This is a genomic window from Nocardia sp. bgisy134, assembly GCF_057708325.1.
Genome location: NZ_JBYIRW010000014.1, coordinates 121,175 through 137,402 on the forward strand (window position 1 = coordinate 121,175; position 16,228 = coordinate 137,402).

Annotated in this window: 14 protein-coding genes and 2 pseudogenes; 9 read left to right on the plus strand and 7 right to left on the minus strand. The window is 65.3% G+C overall.

What is annotated here, in order from left to right; genetic code table 11:
- Positions 1-485: 485 nt before the first annotated feature.
- The 3 genes from AC3ERS_RS24085 (at position 486) to AC3ERS_RS24095 (ending at position 4,991) form a co-directional block, all read left to right on the plus strand.
- Complete coding sequence (locus tag AC3ERS_RS24085; RefSeq protein ID WP_431970339.1) at positions 486-848, plus strand: hypothetical protein; 363 nt, start codon at positions 486-488, stop codon at positions 846-848.
- Positions 849-949: 101 nt separating this feature from the next.
- The gene (locus AC3ERS_RS24090; protein ID WP_431970340.1) at positions 950-4,039 is read left to right on the plus strand and encodes a tetratricopeptide repeat protein; all 3,090 of its coding nucleotides are present in this window, start codon (positions 950-952) and stop codon (positions 4,037-4,039) included.
- Positions 4,040-4,100: 61 nt separating this feature from the next.
- A complete protein-coding gene (locus AC3ERS_RS24095) occupies positions 4,101-4,991 on the plus strand; it encodes a CHAT domain-containing protein (RefSeq protein ID WP_431970429.1) in 891 nt (296 codons plus the stop codon).
- Positions 4,992-5,151: 160 nt separating this feature from the next.
- Here the strand turns inward: AC3ERS_RS24095 and AC3ERS_RS24100 are convergent, their stop codons facing one another.
- Positions 5,152-5,346 (minus strand): hypothetical protein, encoded by a 195-nt coding sequence (locus AC3ERS_RS24100; RefSeq protein ID WP_431970341.1) that lies wholly within the window; start codon positions 5,344-5,346, stop codon positions 5,152-5,154.
- Positions 5,347-5,468: 122 nt separating this feature from the next.
- Here AC3ERS_RS24100 and AC3ERS_RS24105 point away from each other — a divergent pair, with 122 nt between their 5' ends.
- Both AC3ERS_RS24105 and AC3ERS_RS24110 read left to right on the plus strand, forming a co-directional pair.
- Positions 5,469-6,362, plus strand: a complete 894-nt coding sequence (locus AC3ERS_RS24105) for a hypothetical protein (RefSeq protein ID WP_431970342.1) — start codon at positions 5,469-5,471, stop codon at positions 6,360-6,362.
- Between the two features lie 119 nt (positions 6,363-6,481).
- Entirely contained in the window at positions 6,482-6,751 is a 270-nt protein-coding gene (locus AC3ERS_RS24110) for a hypothetical protein (protein WP_488186857.1), read from the plus strand.
- A 462-nt stretch (positions 6,752-7,213) separates the two neighbouring features.
- On the opposite strand, the gene AC3ERS_RS24115 is transcribed toward AC3ERS_RS24110, so the two are convergent.
- Positions 7,214-7,987, minus strand: coding sequence for a MerR family transcriptional regulator (locus tag AC3ERS_RS24115; protein WP_431970344.1), 774 nt, complete (start codon positions 7,985-7,987; stop codon positions 7,214-7,216).
- Positions 7,988-8,025: 38 nt separating this feature from the next.
- Positions 8,026-8,928 carry an alpha/beta fold hydrolase gene (locus tag AC3ERS_RS24120; protein ID WP_431970345.1) on the minus strand — a complete coding sequence of 301 codons (903 nt, stop codon included), beginning with the start codon at positions 8,926-8,928 and terminating at the stop codon, positions 8,026-8,028.
- Between the two features lie 134 nt (positions 8,929-9,062).
- Between AC3ERS_RS24120 and AC3ERS_RS24125 the strand changes: the two genes are divergently transcribed.
- The 3 genes from AC3ERS_RS24125 to AC3ERS_RS24135 all read left to right on the plus strand — a co-directional run bounded on the left by AC3ERS_RS24125 (position 9,063) and on the right by AC3ERS_RS24135 (position 10,594).
- Positions 9,063-9,311, plus strand: coding sequence for a hypothetical protein (locus AC3ERS_RS24125; protein ID WP_431970346.1), 249 nt, complete (start codon positions 9,063-9,065; stop codon positions 9,309-9,311).
- 472 nt (positions 9,312-9,783) lie between these two features.
- Entirely contained in the window at positions 9,784-10,254 is a 471-nt protein-coding gene (locus tag AC3ERS_RS24130; RefSeq protein ID WP_431970347.1) for a Zn-ribbon domain-containing OB-fold protein, read from the plus strand.
- Entirely contained in the window at positions 10,241-10,594 is a 354-nt protein-coding gene (locus tag AC3ERS_RS24135) for a hypothetical protein (RefSeq protein ID WP_431970348.1), read from the plus strand. Before AC3ERS_RS24130 ends, AC3ERS_RS24135 begins: the two co-directional genes overlap by 14 nt.
- Positions 10,595-10,773: 179 nt before the next feature.
- On the opposite strand, the gene katG is transcribed toward AC3ERS_RS24135, so the two are convergent.
- The 3 genes and pseudogenes from katG to AC3ERS_RS24150 all read right to left on the minus strand — a co-directional run bounded on the left by katG (position 10,774) and on the right by AC3ERS_RS24150 (position 14,253).
- Positions 10,774-12,999: a catalase/peroxidase HPI gene (gene katG / locus AC3ERS_RS24140; protein WP_431970349.1), complete on the minus strand. Its 2,226-nt coding sequence runs from the start codon at positions 12,997-12,999 to the stop codon at positions 10,774-10,776.
- 42 nt (positions 13,000-13,041) lie between these two features.
- Positions 13,042-13,452, minus strand: a complete 411-nt coding sequence (locus tag AC3ERS_RS24145; protein WP_431970430.1) for a Fur family transcriptional regulator — start codon at positions 13,450-13,452, stop codon at positions 13,042-13,044.
- A 198-nt stretch (positions 13,453-13,650) separates the two neighbouring features.
- Positions 13,651-14,253: pseudogene (locus tag AC3ERS_RS24150) on the minus strand (MspA family porin).
- Between the two features lie 41 nt (positions 14,254-14,294).
- Here AC3ERS_RS24150 and AC3ERS_RS24155 point away from each other — a divergent pair.
- Positions 14,295-14,621, plus strand: a pseudogene (locus AC3ERS_RS24155) (AMP-binding enzyme); the annotation flags it as partial.
- A gap of 163 nt (positions 14,622-14,784) precedes the next feature.
- Here the strand turns inward: AC3ERS_RS24155 and pntB are convergent.
- Positions 14,785-16,206 carry a Re/Si-specific NAD(P)(+) transhydrogenase subunit beta gene (pntB, locus tag AC3ERS_RS24160; protein ID WP_431970350.1) on the minus strand — a complete coding sequence of 474 codons (1,422 nt, stop codon included), beginning with the start codon at positions 16,204-16,206 and terminating at the stop codon, positions 14,785-14,787.
- Between the last annotated feature and the right edge of the window lie 22 nt (positions 16,207-16,228).

Below are 16,228 nucleotides of genomic sequence, written 5' to 3' on the forward strand. Positions count from 1 at the left end.
CCAGTGTGCCAACAGTGTGCCAACGTGCGGGAACCCGCCCCCTTCCCCGGGTCGCGACAGCGCTCTACCCGGCCGGTGCCGATTCTCCACCCATACCGTCGGTTTCGGCCACCAAACCGGCGCCTGCCTCCGCTCACCTCATGCGCAGTGGCGCGTGATACCAACGACCCCAGGTGCCCTAATCGGTCACGCCGCGCCATCGGGGCGCAGGCTGATCGGATCCATCTCCGACGGAACTGCCGCCGTCGGCGCGGGGTGAAGCACGGCCGTTCGCTGACCGACCACGGCCGCGGCTCGGCTTGCTGGTGCGGTTCGGTCCGTTCCGACCGAGGCCAGGCTCTATGGCGGTGCCGAGGTAATCGTTTGCGCGGGGCCAGTTCGGATCTAGTCGAAGGATCGGATGACGCGACCTGGACCACCCGCCCCACAGCACCTCCACACAACACCCACGGAGCCCCCACGACCGCGAACTATCGTGAGTCGTCATGATCAAGATCCGCCCAATCCCCGCGGCGCTTCTCTATATCCTCGGCTCAGTCCTCCTCGGCCCCACCATCTTCCTGGCCGGCTACCTCATCACCCCCGCAAACGGCGACTTCTGCGACGTAGGGGTCCATGGCTCTCGTGAACAACGCGATCGCGACTACACCCTGATCGACACAATCCAAACCACCGGCGCGATTGTCATGCTCCTGCTCGGCGCGCTCGCGCTCACCTACTTGTGGCTCAACCTCCGAAGGGTAGGCCCGCTCCCCATCGCAGTGCTCAGCGCTGGGATCGTGATCATCGCGTCCGGCTACCTCCTGATCCTGAGCGCCGCGCAATACGGAAACCCGAGCTGCTCCTGACCGCTCGGCCGATAGCCCCACGCGCCCCTATGGACCACCGGCGTAACCCCATCAACGACTCCGCCGTCCAGCTATCCTTGGTCAAAGGCTAGGGGGTTCAGGTGGCCGAGCGGGATTCTCTTGCCGAAACCATCAGGCGCCGTATCGATTACGGCCCACAAGGCGCGATCGGATATCTCGATGTAGGCACCGTCGTCGACGGGCTTCGATACGCCGAGATCCTTCGGAGCGAGGGCGGCACAACTGAGGAGTGGGGGCTGCTCGGTACTCTGCACTGGCAGCGGTTCCAGCATCCCGACGGTGGGCTTCAGCACGATCTCGTCAACGCGATTTGGGCGTTCGCCCACTGTTTCGTATGGGGCGCAGTCGATCTGCCCGAGCAACTGCTTCCGATCCTGGCCGATCAGGTCGAGGGTGAGGCACTCGCGTTCCTCGAGTCGGTCATCGGGTCGGCCGCTGATTCCTCCGATTTCACTGAGGCGGTCGAACTTTGGGAACGCATCCTGAGCGCGACGCCGATCGATCACCCAAACCGAGCTGCGCGGCTGAACAGCATGGGTGGCCTGATGCTGACACGATCAAAGCGGACCGGATCCGAGGAAGACTTCCTTCGTGCGCGCACGCTGTTCGAGGAGGCGATCTCGACACTCTCCCCGGACGATCCGCAGCGCGCCTTCATCCGCAACAACCTCGGCGTGGCACTCCACGACAAATTCGAGCTAACTGGATCGCCGGCCGATCTGGAGCTCGCCATCGAATCCCTGCACGAGGCCGAGACAGTCCTCCCGCTCGACGATCCGTATCGCGCCAGGGTCGTTCCCAACCTGGTGGACGCGCTCGACGCACGGTTCGTCCTGCTCGGCGACGAACGAGATCTGGACGCGGCTATCGAGTTCCGGCGGGAGCGGATCGATCGAACAGATCCTGGTGATCCGGACCGATACCGTCAGTTGGGGAATCTGGGTGCCGCGCTGAATCGCCGGTCCATGATCTCCGGGAGCAGCGCCGACCTCGATGAAGCGATCGACCTGCTGAGTACCGTGATGGCGAATTCCGCCCCGAACCCCCGTGCCGCGGGCAGAAGCGCCCTGCTCAACGATCTCGGAGCCGCGCTCGCGACGCGTGCTAGCCGGATCGACGCTCCAGGAGATCTCGATAGGGCCATCGCACTGTTCGACGAGGCCGCCGCGAGCGCCGACTCCGGACAGTTCCAGACTCTCTGCAATATAGGTGAAGCGCGGACCGATCGCTTTCTGAACCGCGGCGAGATCGATGACATCGACACCGCGGTGCGAGCCTTTCGAGACGCCTTCGCGCTGGACCCGGATCCGTTGTCGCACGCGAGCATTGGTTTGTCCATCGCGCTCTGGCACCGTTACGAACGCCTGGGCGCACTGGACGACCTGAACGCCAGCATCGATCTGCTCGATTCTCGGCTCGACAGCCTCCCCGACGACAACTTCCCACCGGTCGAGGAGCTGGCCAATCTGGGCACGATCCTCACAGCGCGGTTCGAGCACTTGGGCACAGTCCCCGACCTCGATCGTGCGATTCGAATCCACCGACAAGCCGAAACCCTTGCACCCATTGGCCATCCCGCGCGACCGAATGTTCTCAACAGCCTCGGAACAGCTCTCAGAGTGCGGCATCGACGGTTGGCTGTCCGATCCGACCTGGACGAAGCGATTCGATATCTCGTCGAGGCGGTGACCCTTGACACCGGATTCTTGAAGGGACAGATACTGCACAATCTCGCCACGGCACTCGTGTCGCGGTTCACGGTCACAGGCGAGATCGCCGACCTCGACGACTCGATCCGCGGCTATCGGGAAGCTCTGCATTCGGTCGCCGACCGGGACAGACCTGGGATTCTGAGCAGTCTGGGACAAGCCCTCGGCGACCGGTTCAAGCACCTGGGCAATCCCGAGGATTTGGATGCGGCGCTGGCCGCTGGCGCCGACGCCTTGGCCGAAGTGCCCGAAGACCATCCGGAACGATCACGCTTCCTCAACCATCTGGGAAATCTCTTCGAGATCCGATTCGAACGACTGCGCGATCTGGCCGACGCGGATGCCGCGATCCTTCGGCACCGGGAGGCGGTCGCCACCACACCCGACGATCATTTCGAGCGCGCGGGATATCTATTGAGCCTCGGGAATGTGCTCCTGAAGCGATATCAAGTGGCACACAATCGCGCCGACCTGGACGCCGCTGTGCGTACCGCGCGCGAGGCTGTCGACCTGGTGCCCGAGGACAGCGCCGAGCGCGCAGCTGTACTGAATCTGCTGTGCAGCACCCTGACCAAACAATTCCAGGAGTCGCACCACCGTAAGGACATCGACGAAGCGGTCACCGCCGCCAGCACCGCAGTGGACGGCACTCCACTCGGCCACTACAACCTCACCGCAGAACTCAATACCTATGCCACTGCTCTTCACGCCCGGTTCCAGCAATTCGGTAATCCCGACGACGCTGCGGCTGCGATGACCGCACTCGAGCGGGCCGTCGCGGAACCCTCCGCGGGTACTTGGGTGCGTATTCAGGTGGCCCACACTGGAGCCGATCTCCTTGCTGTGCACGAACCCGCCCGCGCCGCAGAACTTTTGGCCACCGCGGTAAGTCTCCTGACTGACGTCGCACCGCGTCGATTGAAGCGCGCCCATCAGCAACAGCAGATGGCGGAATTCACCTTCGTGGCCTCGGATGCGGCCGCGCTGCTGCTCGCCGACACCTCCCGTCCCGCCCACGAAAGGGCCAGCCGAGCCCTGGAGACGCTGGAGGCCGGCCGGGGTGTACTACTCAGCCAGACCCTCGAGACGCGCAGCGACATCACCGAACTGCGCGCGGCACCCAACTTTGGCTGCCCGGTTCGAGGAGATGCGGGACGCGCTGGACACACCCGCCGACCCGACCGCGCCCGCGGAGTACCGCGAGTCGCTAGCGTCCGATTTCGCTCTGCTGCTCAACCAGATTCGCGGACTACCACGCTTCGGCTCGTTCGGGCTTCCTCCGACTGCTGCACAACTGATCCGCGAGGCAGATCACGGCTCGGTAGTGACGATCAATGTGAGCAGATACCGCAGCGACGCCATACTGCTGACCGGTCACGGTATTCACTCACTCGAATTGCCCGCTCTCACACTGGAGGCGGTCTTCGAGCAGGTACGTGCCTTCCATACGGCTCTGGCTGATTCGCTGGAGGCCGAGTCGTCGATCACGGTCCGGCGCACTGCAGAAGCACGGCTACACGAGGTGCTCGCATGGCTGTGGGATGTCGCCGCCGAGCCGATCATGAATGCGCTGGATCTGACGTCCGCCGGCGAACCGCTTCCCCGTCTCTGGTGGGCACTGAGCGGGCTGCTCGGTCTCCTACCCATGCACGCTGCAGGACATCATGGCGAAGGTGACAATCGCACGGTCCTGGATCGGGCTGTCTCGTCCTACATTCCGACGATTCGCGCGCTCGGCTACGCCCGCCGGATGGTGAAACCTGGCACGAACTCCGACCAGTCACTGATCGTGGCCATGCCGAGCACGCCAGGCACCCTCGACGGCGATCTCCCCTCGGCGCTCGACGAGGCAGCCAAGATAGAGCAGTTGCTACCGCTGCCGATCACCCTGTTCGAATCGAACGAGCCCGCCGATCACCAGGATCGGACCCCGACGGTATCGACAGTCCTCCAGCACTTGACGGACTCTGCATACACCCACTTCATCTGCCACGGCTTCAGCAGCCCCGACGATCCGTCACAGAGCGGCCTGCTGCTCCACGACCACCAAGAGCAGCTGCTCACAGTCGGCAGCCTGGCGGGAACCAGACTCGCCAAGGCCCGGCTGGCCTATCTGTCCGCATGCGACACCGCGCTCAACAGCAATCTGAAGCTCCTCGACGAATCGATACATTTGGCCGGCGCCTTCCAACTCGCCGGATTCCCCCATGTCATCGGGGCATTCTGGGCGATCTCGGACGAGTACTCCGTGGCGGTGGCCGAATCCTTCTACCGCGCCTTGTCCACTGGTGAGGCCGGTCGATTGAATGCTGATCACGCCGCCAGGGCGCTACATCGAGTTGTACGCACCGCCCGTGATCGTTCACCGATGGCTGCCTCGAAGTGGGCCGCATACCTCCACACCGGCGCATGAGCTGTAACTGATACTGCGCGAGCGCGATTCGCGCAGCGCAAGCCAGACCGGTCGACGATACTGGTGCCATCGGATCGGGCGAATCGGAGGGCCGGTGGGGGTCGACATCAGAGTCAAGATCTCGGCCTTCTGCCTTCAACTGGCGGACCCGAGTTTGGAGTCACTGGCGCGTGACGCCGGTCAGTTGGAGATATACATGCGTGCGCGCACAGCCTTGGAATCCGGCACCATCGAGCCGACGCTCGAAGCCGATCTCGATGCTCTGCAAGCGATCGTGCTCGCAGCCACCGGACACGGCCTGTACCCAACCACGCAGCGTGGCTTCGGCTTCCTGCCTGGTGCCGCCCGTGGCCACTCGGCGCAGATATGGGTCTGTCCTCGTGCTGCCTGCGCCGGACGCGGACGAGTTCGCCCCGGCCAACACACTCCCACCTGCAATGCCAGCGGAGAGCCCTTGCAGCCGGAACAACTTGCGCCATGAACGGATTCCTCACCGAGGTGGCCAAACGACTGGCCGAGCGATGGGCTGTTCTCCTGGCCTTCCCCGGGCTCCTCTACCTGGCCACCGTCGCGATCGCGTACACGCTGGGTTGGGGGCACGCGCTGGATATGCGCCGATTGAATGATCAGATCGTCAGGTGGGCACAGGATCCCACCCTACGGTCGGTCGGCGGAAGCATCCTCATCATCGTCGCTACTCTGCTCGGCTCTGTCGCCCTCGGGCTTGCCGCGGCGACGCTGGGACGCGCGGTCTCCTTCGTCTGGACCATGCCGGGGCAACGCCCGCCAGCAGTGTGGCTGACCAGATGGCGACGAAATCGGTCCCAACAGGCCAAACGAGATGCCGACGAGCCATTTTCCAACGCCGACCAGATCCGCGCCGCCATCAGCCGAGCCGATCGCATCAGCCCCTTCGAAGCCGACCGGCCGACCTGGATCGGCGACCGGCTGCTGGCCAGTCGCCTCCGCATCGACCGCGTCTACGGCCTCGATCTCGACGCGATCTGGCCGAGGCTCTGGCTGATCGTCCCCGAAACGACCCGAACCGAACTGAACGGAGCACGCGACGCCTACACAGCATCTGCCCGTCTCATGGGTTGGGCGTTGCTCTACGCGGTGTTGACGTTCCGATGGTGGCCCGCGGCCCCACTGGCCCTGATCATTTCGATCACCGCCCAGGTGCGCGCTCGCGAGGCAACCGCGATGCTGGCCGATCTGCTCGAGTCCACAGTCGACCTGCACGCCCGCGAACTAACTACCCAACTCGGCTTCCCCGACCCCGGCGGGCCAGTGACCACAGACGAGGGCCGAACAATCACATTCCACACTCGAAAATCTCGGTGGGACCCTAATTCACCTGTGTCAGAGTAATCTTCGTATCGGCTCCGTCGCCGGGCAGTCCTCAAGCAGGTAACGATCTTGCCCACGGAGACCTCGATCATCGCGATGATCGAGGCGATGAAAGGGCTGTGCGGTCCGAAGATCAAGAAGTGGTTCGGGAAGCCTGCCAAACCAACGACGACCAGGGCCGCCGCACGGATCATCCGGTGGGTGCGCAGGTCGCGGTGTCCTTTTATCTACGCGCTGTGACGCGCTGCGCCGAGGACCTGGTGGACTTCGACCAATTCATGGCCGACTTCGCCGTGCCGACGGAGGTCGGCCAGGACCTGACACTACTCAGCGTCGAGTATCTCCGTGGCGACACCAGCTTCGACGACGAGATCGCCGAGTTTCTCGACGTTGTGGATGCGCGACTCTAACCAGGGCTGGTGTCGTGGCGTAGTACGACCCGGTATTCCCAGGCATCCCATAGCGGGTGAGTCGCTGAATGTCGTTGATCGATTAGGATTTCCTGGCCGTCGATTTTCTATGCGCTCGGCGGCGAGGCCGGTGCCTTCGAGCAACAGCAGAAGATCCGCGGGGGTGTAGCAACGTCCGAACTGGTCCAGCGCCCGCTGGTCCGACTCCCGCATCTGCGGACGGCCCCACCAACCCGACGCGGTGTCGAAGAAGGGCTTCACCCACTCCACGGGCGACCTCCGACACGTTCGGACGCCAGCTGCGGGCGCCAGGAGAATACGGACACAAACCGAGATTCTGTGCTGAATTCGATAACAGCGCTGGCGAATTTCGATGTCGTATGAGCTGGCTGGTGTGTGCGTGGAACCTCGCCCGGCCATCGGCAACAGTGCCGTGCCACCCGAACCGGTCTCGCCCGGTACCTACTCCTGTGCCGGGTTCAGGTGTCGTGTCCGGCGCTGTTCGGCACGGTGGGCGAGCGCGTTGACGATGCGTTGCCAGGCCGGTGAGGCCTCGGAGATCCTGGAAGAGATCAGCTTTCGGGTCGTCGGCAGGCCGGTGTGTTGTTCGTGTTCGATCTCCCAGGCGTCGAGGTCGTCGATGAGCTGGTTCAGGCGGGGATCGTGCGGGTCCCAGTCGACGGAGTGATCGACCGCGAGATACAGGCGCGTCGTCTCGGGGTCGTCGAAGTCGGCGTTCTTGTCGCGGATCCGCTGGGGCATCGAGTTCGGGTCGAGTGCTTGCCGCAGGATCCAGGAGTCGCGCTCGAGTCGTACCCGCTGTTCGCTGATCCCGAGACCGCGCATGCGGTTCAGGATGGCGACCACCTCGGGCGGCAGGACAAGCCCTTCGCCGCTTGCCAATTCGGAGATCCGGCCGCGGTATTCGGTGAGCTGGTCGATCTTGCGCTGCAATTCGGCGTCGATATCGGTGATGGCCGTGGCGAATTCGGTGGGCTGCGCGTGCAGCAGCGCGTCGATTCGGGCCAGCGGAACACCGGCGTCGGCGAGGGTTCTGATCCGGATGAGATCCACCGCCGCTTGGGCGCTGTAGCGGCGGTAGCCGGAGGCATCGCGCTCGGGCTCGGGCAACAGGCCGACGTGGTGGTAGTGGCGAACGGTGCGCACTGTCACGCCTGCGGTCGCGGCGAGTTGGCCGATCGTGAGCACCGTCCTCCTCGGGTCTACGCCGAACATGATCGCGTCGAGTCTAGGGGCCGGCAGTGCGGGTGAGCTCAGCGGCGAGTCGCCCGGTCGACGACGTCGCGGATCGCCTGGACCACGGCATCGGGGCGGTCGAAGCAGAGCCGATGGTGCACGGTGTCGGAGAGAATGCGTTGTTCCCCGTGCGAGACCGCGCTCACCAGCGCCGCGTCCATTCGCCTCCTGCCGTCATGCATCAACTGCCGCGCCTCCGCCTGCTGGGCGGGGTCGGTGCCCAGCACGCTGAGCGCGATCACCGGAACATCGGGAAGGTTCGGCCCCGCCCGCAGCTCGGTGGCCAGTCCGGTCACATTGCTGCGCTCGGCGATGCCGACCCGGATCCATTCGTCACTTTCCTTGGCATCGATCAGCGAGTGCCGGATGTGCTCCGGGTAATCCGCGAGCAACTCGGCGCGCATTTCGCGCAGGGCCGGGCGCAGCTGTTCGAGTTGTTCCAGATCAGGCCCCATCTGCTCGGCCGCGGCCAGCTGCATCGCGGGCGGCATGAAGTCGTCCCAGTCGCGGTGCAGGCCGTCCAACCAGACCAGTCCGGCCACGTCCCGCGGGTACAGCTGCGCGAACCGATGCGCGTAGAAGCCGCCGAGAGAGTGTGGCGCGAGAACGTATGGGGCGGGGATGTGCTGGGCGCGCAGCAGCTCGCGCAGTTCCGTGGCGACCGCGGCGGCAGTCCGCGGCAACGGGAGGGGGTCGCTGTAGCCGGTGCCGCCGCGGTCGTACACCACCGCGGTCGTGAATTGCGAAACCTGTTGCTGGACACCGAGATAGTCCAGACCGACCGCGCTCGCGCCCGGCAGGAACACGACGGCAGGTCCGCCGCTGCCCAACCGATGCACGAACATGCGGCGGCCTTCGACTTCCTGGAACCCACCGACCGGCGGAGCGAGCCGAGCCGAGGGAGTGCTGTTGTTCGTCATGCGACAAGCCTCCAACCCTGACGCACGGTCAAGGTCAACCCTCGCCCAACCAGGTCTACACCGCGAACGCGGGTGCCGCGACATGCCTGTCCGGTGGACAGTAGGTACGCCATGCTTCGGCCGGACGATCGACCGTGGCGCCGACCCAGGCCTTCGACGACGCCGAGGCGGAGGAGCTCTGGCGCTTGCGGATCCGGGAGGGAGTCCTCCTCGCCGACACCCCACTGCTTGCCGTGCAACTCGCCTTCGAGGCAGGCAGCCGACTCGTCGACGTAGCATTCCGCCGCGCCCGCACCGGCGACGAGACCACCATCGCGGAAGCGAGTCGCCTCGTCACCGCGTACCTCGCGACCCACTCGGAAGACGGCAAGGCAGACGCCTGACCTCGTTGCGGGCCAGATCGGCAGTGTGGAACCGTCGGAGTGCGGCCGTCAAGCCGGACAGTCCGGCGCCCACGACGACCGCGTCCACGCTCTCGGGGTTGCCTGCCACGACCATCTCCGTCCTCGAGTCGATCCGCTGGGAATCCGCCTCGCCCTCGTTGCGTGAATTCGAACTCAAATCGAAATCGCAATTGAGATCTACGTCACACTGGCGCGGCGCATGATGTCTTCGCCGATGATCGCAAGTTTCCGCAGGTCGAGGACGTGGCACGGCCCCCGAATCCGCGCCGCTGCGTCGGAGCCAGGCAAGCGGATACCCGCGGAGCCGACGACGCCGAGCACTCCACACGGGACGCGCTATAAACACTGACCCGCCAAAAATAGGTATGCCCCGGGCCGATCGACCGTCGCGAAAACACCCCCGCGCAGAAGACGCTGGAGAAACCGTCAGCACCATTTCGCGGAGGTCGCCATGTACTCACCTGATCCGGAGAACACCGGCAGCGTCGGCGACGCCAACGGACCGCGCGTGGCGGACACATTGATGATCCGCCGGTGTACGCGCTGCGAGAAGCTGTTCGCGCCGCTGACCGCCGACTGCTCGTTCTGCGCGGCCGACAGTCTCGAGTGGGTGCCATCGTCGGGCGCCGGGTCGATCGTGTCCTGGCGCGTGGTGGAACGCGCCGCCACCGGAGTGCCTGGCGGACTGATGCCGCTGACGATCGCCATAGTCGAACTCGAAGAGGGGCCGTGGGTCTACACCTCCATCGAGGGAGAAGTCCCGGCGCTCGCGAGTCGCCCGGTGCGTGTGCAATTCCAGCCGTGCCCCTGGGAGGACAGGTTCCCGGTCTTCACCGTCGATGCCGATTCCCGAAGCTCCGGGGACCAACGCAGGTCCCATGACCGCATCGGCGCCCGATCGGAGAAGCATGCGCTCGCCTGACCAACCGCACGCAAAGGTTGGCCATAACGCCTCATGGGTTCGCACCGCGTTGCACCAATGCCACACTCTCGAGACCGGCAAGTCGTTCGATCCGCATTCGAAGTCGGTAGTCGTTTTCGCGATCCGATGGGCCCCGTTCGGCGGCGCCACCACCGAGGAAGTGTTCTTGAATTTCGGCGTCAGCCGTCAGCGGTTCCTGCACATGGTGAGCGATGCGCTCAGCCCGCGACGGTCGGACAATCAAAGGAACCGTCAGCTGAAGAAGTATCTACTGCAATCGCTGAACCTGGCGTGGGGCGCCAATCCCATCCTTCCGCCGCCGTCGCGTATCACCACATAGCGACCCGGAAGGACGGCCCGAGCGAGACCGCAGCCGATTCGCGGCGAGCAGGTTCGCCGCTCAACCACATGTGGTGGCGAATCGGCGTCCCGGTAGTCGTTCGAACAGCCGCGAGCTCGAGTGGGGGACGCACAGTTGCCCCGCAGATCCCGGGAATCTGCGGGGCAACCGGTGCGATGTCAGGCCAGGTCGAACCGGTCCAGGTTCATGACCTTGTCCCACGCGGCGACGAAGTCGCGCACGAACTTCGCTTTCGCGTCGTCGGTGGCGTACACCTCGGCCAGCGAGCGCAGTACCGAGTTCGACCCGAAGAGCAGGTCGACGCGGCTGCCCGTCCACTTGGTCTGGCCGGTGGCGGTGTCCTTGCCGACGTACGTGCCGTCGTCGGCGGGGCTCGGCTCCCAGCTCACGCCCATGTCCAGCAGGTTCACGAAGAAGTCGTTGGTCAGCGACTCCGGTGCGTCGGTGAAGACTCCCAGCGGGGACTGCTGGTAGTTGGCATCGAGGACGCGCAGGCCGCCGACCAGGACCGTCATCTCCGGGGCGGTCAGCGTCAGCAGGTTCGCCTTGTCGACCAGCAGGTACTCCGCAGGAAGCTGCGGCGCCTTGCCGAGGTAGTTGCGGAACCCGTCGGCCTTCGGCTCGAGCGCGGCGAAAGACTCGGTGTCGGTCCACTCCTGGGTCGCGTCGGTGCGGCCCGGGGTGAACGGCACCTCGATCTCGACACCGGCGTTCGCGGCGGCCCGCTCGACCGCCGCGACACCGCCGAGCACGACCAGATCGGCGAAGGACACCTTCTTGGTTCCGGTCTGCGCCGAATTGAACTGCTCCTGGACGCTCTCCAGCGCGCGGATGACCCGGATCAGCTCGTCGGGCTCGTTGACCTCCCAGCCGAGCTGCGGCTGCAGACGGATGCGGCCGCCGTTGGCGCCGCCGCGCTTGTCGCTGCCGCGGAACGAGGAGGCCGCGGCCCACGCGGTCTTGACCAGCTGCGCGATCGGCACGCCCGTGGCCAGGATCCGGCTCTTGAGGTCGGTGATGTCGGCGGCGTCGACGAGGTCGTGATCGACGGCCGGGATCGGGTCCTGCCACAGCAGTTGCTCGGCGGGTACCTCGGGACCGAGGTAGCGGGCCACCGGGCCCATGTCGCGGTGGGTCAGCTTGAACCAGGCGCGGGCGAAGGCATCGGCGAACTCGGCCGGGTTGTCCTTGAACCGGCGCGAGATGACCTCGAATTCGGGGTCGAAGCGCAGCGACAGGTCAGTGGTGAGCATGGTGGGCAGACGCTTCTTCGACGAGTCGAAGGCGTCGGGGATGATCGCCTCGGCGTCCTTGGCGACCCACTGGTGCGCGCCCGCGGGGCTCTTGGTGAGCTCCCACTCGTAGCCGAAGAGGATCTCGAAGAAGTCGTTGGTCCACTGGGTCGGCTTGGTGGTCCAGGTGACCTCGAGGCCGCTGGTGATCGCGTCGGCGCCCTTACCGGAGCCGAAGGAGCTCTTCCAGCCCAGGCCCTGCTGTTCGATCGTGCCGGCTTCGGGCTCCGCGCCGACCAGGCTCGCGTCGCCCGCGCCGTGGGCCTTGCCGAAGGTGTGGCCGCCCGCGATGAGCGCGACGGTCTCCTCGTGGTTCATCGCCATCCGGCCGAAGGTGTCCTTGATGTCGACCGCGGCCTTGATGGGGTCCGGCTCGCCGTTGGGGCCTTCGGGATTGACGTAGATCAGGCCCATCTGGACCGCACCGAGGGGCTGCTCGAGCTCACGCGCGCCGCTGTATCGCTGGTTGCCACCGAGCCATTCGGCTTCCGGGCCCCAGTACACATCTTCCTCGGGCGCCCACACGTCCTCGCGGCCGCCCGCGAAGCCGAAGGTCTCGAATCCCATCGACTCGAGGGCGACATTGCCTGTCAGGATGAACAGGTCGGCCCAGGAGATGGCCTGGCCGTACTTCTTCTTGACCGGCCACAGCAGGCGGCGGGCCTTGTCGAGGTTGCCGTTGTCGGGCCAGCTGTTGAGCGGAGCGAAGCGCTGCTGTCCGCTGCCCGCGCCGCCGCGGCCGTCGTGGATGCGGTAGGTGCCCGCGCTGTGCCAGGCCATGCGGATCATCAAAGGGCCGTAGTTGCCGAAATCGGCGGGCCACCAGTCCTGCGACGAGGTCAGGAGGTCGGCGATATCGCTCTTGACCGCCGCCAGATCCAGTGCGGAGAAGGCGGCCTTGTAGTCGAAGCCCGAGTCGAGCGGGTTGCCTTCCACGGTGTTCTGCGCCAGCACCTTCAGGTTGAGCTGGTTGGGCCACCATTCGTGGTTTCCGCCGCCTTGCAGCGGGTGCCGCAGACGTCCGGTGACGGGGCAGCCGCTTGCGGTGGGTTCGGTGTTGGCCTCACCGATGGGCGGGTGTTCTACAGACATGCCGGTCCTTTCGGGGATATGGGGTGAGCAGGCTGTACTCGTTCAGGCGGTACGGCCATCGGCCGTCGAACATGCGGGGCAGCGGCCCCAGTAGATGACCTCCGCCTCGTCCAGGACGAAGCCGTGGGCGTCGGACGCGTCGAGGCAGGGCGCCTCGCCGATCGCGCAGTCGACGTCGACGACCACTCCGCAACCGCGACAGACCAGGTGGTGGTGGTTGTCGCCGACCCGGGTCTCGTACCGGGCGACCGAACCCATCGGCTGGATGCGCCGCAGCAGATCCGCTGCGGTCAGCGCCCGCAGGACGTCGTAGACGGCCTGATGCGAAACGGCACCGACGTTTTCGCGCACCCGGAGGAGAATCGAGTCCGTGTCCGAGTGCGGATGGTCGTGCACCACTCGCAGCACCGCGAGGCGCTGCATGGTGACCCGAAGCGAGGCGTCGCGCAGCATGCGCTCGAAGTCAGGTTTTCTGGACACATTCAAAAACTTTACACACTCAAGATATGACAGCGTTTCGAACGAGCGAAATGTGACCTGCGCCACAGAATTCGACCAAGTCGCAACGAGTGAACGTTCGAAGATGCGGCTGGGCGCGCGGCCTTCCGCCGCGGGCCCGGCCGATCCCTGTTACTCACCCCAAGAGCGTCGTCACCCGAGACCGAAGGGCTGACCCCACAGCGTCACCCAGCTGGTGACGCTCTCGGTCACGATCTCGACGCTGACGAAAGCACGCGCCTGCGCGTAACCACCACAACCGGTCAGGCCGATCGTCTGATCCGCCCAGGACACCGACCCGTTTCCGCCGGAGAACACGTTGTAGACCTTGCGATCTTCGGCGCCGAAGTCGTCGGCCTTCTCTCGGTCGAGGATGTAGAACGACTTCGCCTGCCCCGGGCCGAGCGAAAAGCTCACCGCTCGCGCTCGCGCCGACGCTCGCGTTGCCCTCCCAATCGGAGGCGCCTTCCACGCCACCGCCTGCGCCGCCACCGGCGATATCGACCTGACAACCCACGACGTACCCGGGAACGATGAGACCACCGGCTTCCGCGCCGGTGCCTGTGAGCTCGACCTGGGCGGTGGCCGACACCCAAGCATTGCGGTGCACGGGAGTGGAACCCCGGGAAGGATTGATATCGGCCGACTCACCGACGAGCCGCACCGTCACCACGGTGCCGTCGGAAAGCGTCTTCACCACTTCCCACCGGGCAGCGGAACGAAAGTATCGGCCTCGGCCGTGCTGGTGGCGAACAGGCTGAGCGCGAGACTTGCAGCCGCGCCGAAACTTACCCGCGCAACTGAAAGACCTGATCATCCGCGGCGGCTACAACGTCTACGCCGGCGAGGTGGAGGAGGTTCTGTACGAGCACCCCGATATCGTCGAGGCCGCCGTCGTCGGCGTTCCCGATGATCACTACGGCGAAGAGGTCGCCGCACTCGTCGCCGTGCGGCCCGGGACCGTGGTCACCGTGGACGAGATCTCCGCATGGAGCAGGGCGCGGTTGTCCGCGTACAAGATTCCGCGCATCATCCGGTTCGTCGACGAGCTCCCGAAAGGCCCCACCGGCAAGATCCTCGAGCGCGGTATCGACCGAGATGCTCTGCGCAACGCACCCGCATGACAAAGGACCTCGAGACACAACTCGGTGGCCGCTGAACCCCCGACCAGACTGGTCGGCAACAACCGATCGGCATCGTGTCCGATGCCGATCGGTTGCGCAGGCTGCTGATCATCTCAGGCTATATCGGAGGCATCTGCGTTGTCTTACAGCGCCTTTCGAAGGCTCACAGCGCCTTCAAGATGTCCTCGACCCGGTCCTTCGCATCGCCGAAGATCATCGCGGAGTTCTCCCGGAAGAACAGCGGATTCTGAACACCGGCGTAACCTGCGGCCATCGATCGCTTGAACACGACGACATTGTCGGCCTTCCAGACCGTGAGGACGGGCATACCGGCGATCGGGCTCTGCGGGTCCTCCGACGCGGCCGGGTTGACGGTGTCGTTGGCCCCGATGACCAGCACGACATCGGTGTCGTCGAAGTCGTCGTTGATCTCGTCCATCTCCAGGACGATCTCGTAGGGCACCTTCGCCTCGGCCAGCAGTACGTTCATGTGGCCAGGAAGACGGCCCGCAACGGGATGAACACCGAAACGCACGTTCACGTCGCGCTCGCGCAGCTTGCGGGTGAGTTCGGCGACGCCGTACTGGGCTTGGGCAACAGCCATACCGTAGCCGGGGGTGATGACCACGGAGCCGGCCTCGGCAAGCAGTTTCGCGACACCCCCTGCGGTGATCTCACGGTGCTCGCCGTAGTCGGTGTCGCCTGCCGGGCCCGCCGCGATGCCGAAGCCGCCTGCGATCACCGAGAGGAAGGACCGGTTCATCGCCTTGCACATGATGTAGGACAGGTAGGCACCCGACGAGCCGACCAGGGCGCCGGTGATGATGAGCAGGTCGTTGCCGAGCAGAAAGCCGGACGCGGCGGCCGCCCAGCCGGAGTAGCTGTTCAACATCGACACCACGACCGGCATGTCGCCACCGCCGATCGAGGCGACCAGATGCCAGCCGAGCAGCAGTGCGAGCACGGTGATCGCGACGAGCGTCCACAGCTGTGGCTCGATGACGAACCACACGACAAGCGCGGCGAACAGCACCAGCGCACCGACATTCAGAATGTTCTTGCCCGGCAGCATCATCGGATTGGACTTCATTCGTGCCGAGAGCTTGAGATTCGCCACGATCGAGCCGGTGAACGTCACCGCGCCGATGAACACGCCGATCGCGACTTCGGCCGAGTGGATGCCCAGAAGCCCGTCGACGCGAAGGAGATCGGCATCGGCGCCCTGTGGATGGCGCTCGATGTGAAGGTAGCCGTTCCAGCCGACCAGGACCGCGGCCAGACCCACGAAGGAGTGCAGCAGGGCGATCAGTTCGGGCATCCCGGTCATCTCGACGATCCGGGCGCGCCACAGACCGATCACTGCGCCCAGCGCCGTGGCGCCGACCAGCAGAACCAGGCCCACCGGCTCGATATCTCGGCTGATCGCGAGCACAACGGTCGCTGTCAGTGCCACCGCCATGCCGACGATGCCGAAGGTGTTGCCTGCCTTGGCCGTCTCGTGTTTGGCCAATCCGGCCAGCGCCAGGATGAACAGCAACGCTGCGACGATATAGGCCGAGGTGGCAACGGTCTCAACGGAAATCATGGGGATCCATTCCGACTTCGTG

Coding starts and splice junctions, on each gene's coding strand:
- AC3ERS_RS24085 (WP_431970339.1), top strand. CDS start 486: ATGATCAAGATCCGCCCAATCCCCGCGGCGCTTCTCTATATCCTCGGC.
- AC3ERS_RS24105 (WP_431970342.1), top strand. CDS start 5,469: ATGAACGGATTCCTCACCGAGGTGGCCAAACGACTGGCCGAGCGATGG.
- AC3ERS_RS24115 (WP_431970344.1), bottom strand. CDS start 7,987: ATGTTCGGCGTAGACCCGAGGAGGACGGTGCTCACGATCGGCCAACTC.
- AC3ERS_RS24120 (WP_431970345.1), bottom strand. CDS start 8,928: ATGACGAACAACAGCACTCCCTCGGCTCGGCTCGCTCCGCCGGTCGGT.
- AC3ERS_RS24130 (WP_431970347.1), top strand. CDS start 9,784: ATGTACTCACCTGATCCGGAGAACACCGGCAGCGTCGGCGACGCCAAC.
- AC3ERS_RS24135 (WP_431970348.1), top strand. CDS start 10,241: ATGCGCTCGCCTGACCAACCGCACGCAAAGGTTGGCCATAACGCCTCA.
- katG (WP_431970349.1), bottom strand. CDS start 12,999: ATGTCTGTAGAACACCCGCCCATCGGTGAGGCCAACACCGAACCCACC.
- AC3ERS_RS24145 (WP_431970430.1), bottom strand. CDS start 13,452: ATGCTGCGCGACGCCTCGCTTCGGGTCACCATGCAGCGCCTCGCGGTG.
- pntB (WP_431970350.1), bottom strand. CDS start 16,206: ATGATTTCCGTTGAGACCGTTGCCACCTCGGCCTATATCGTCGCAGCG.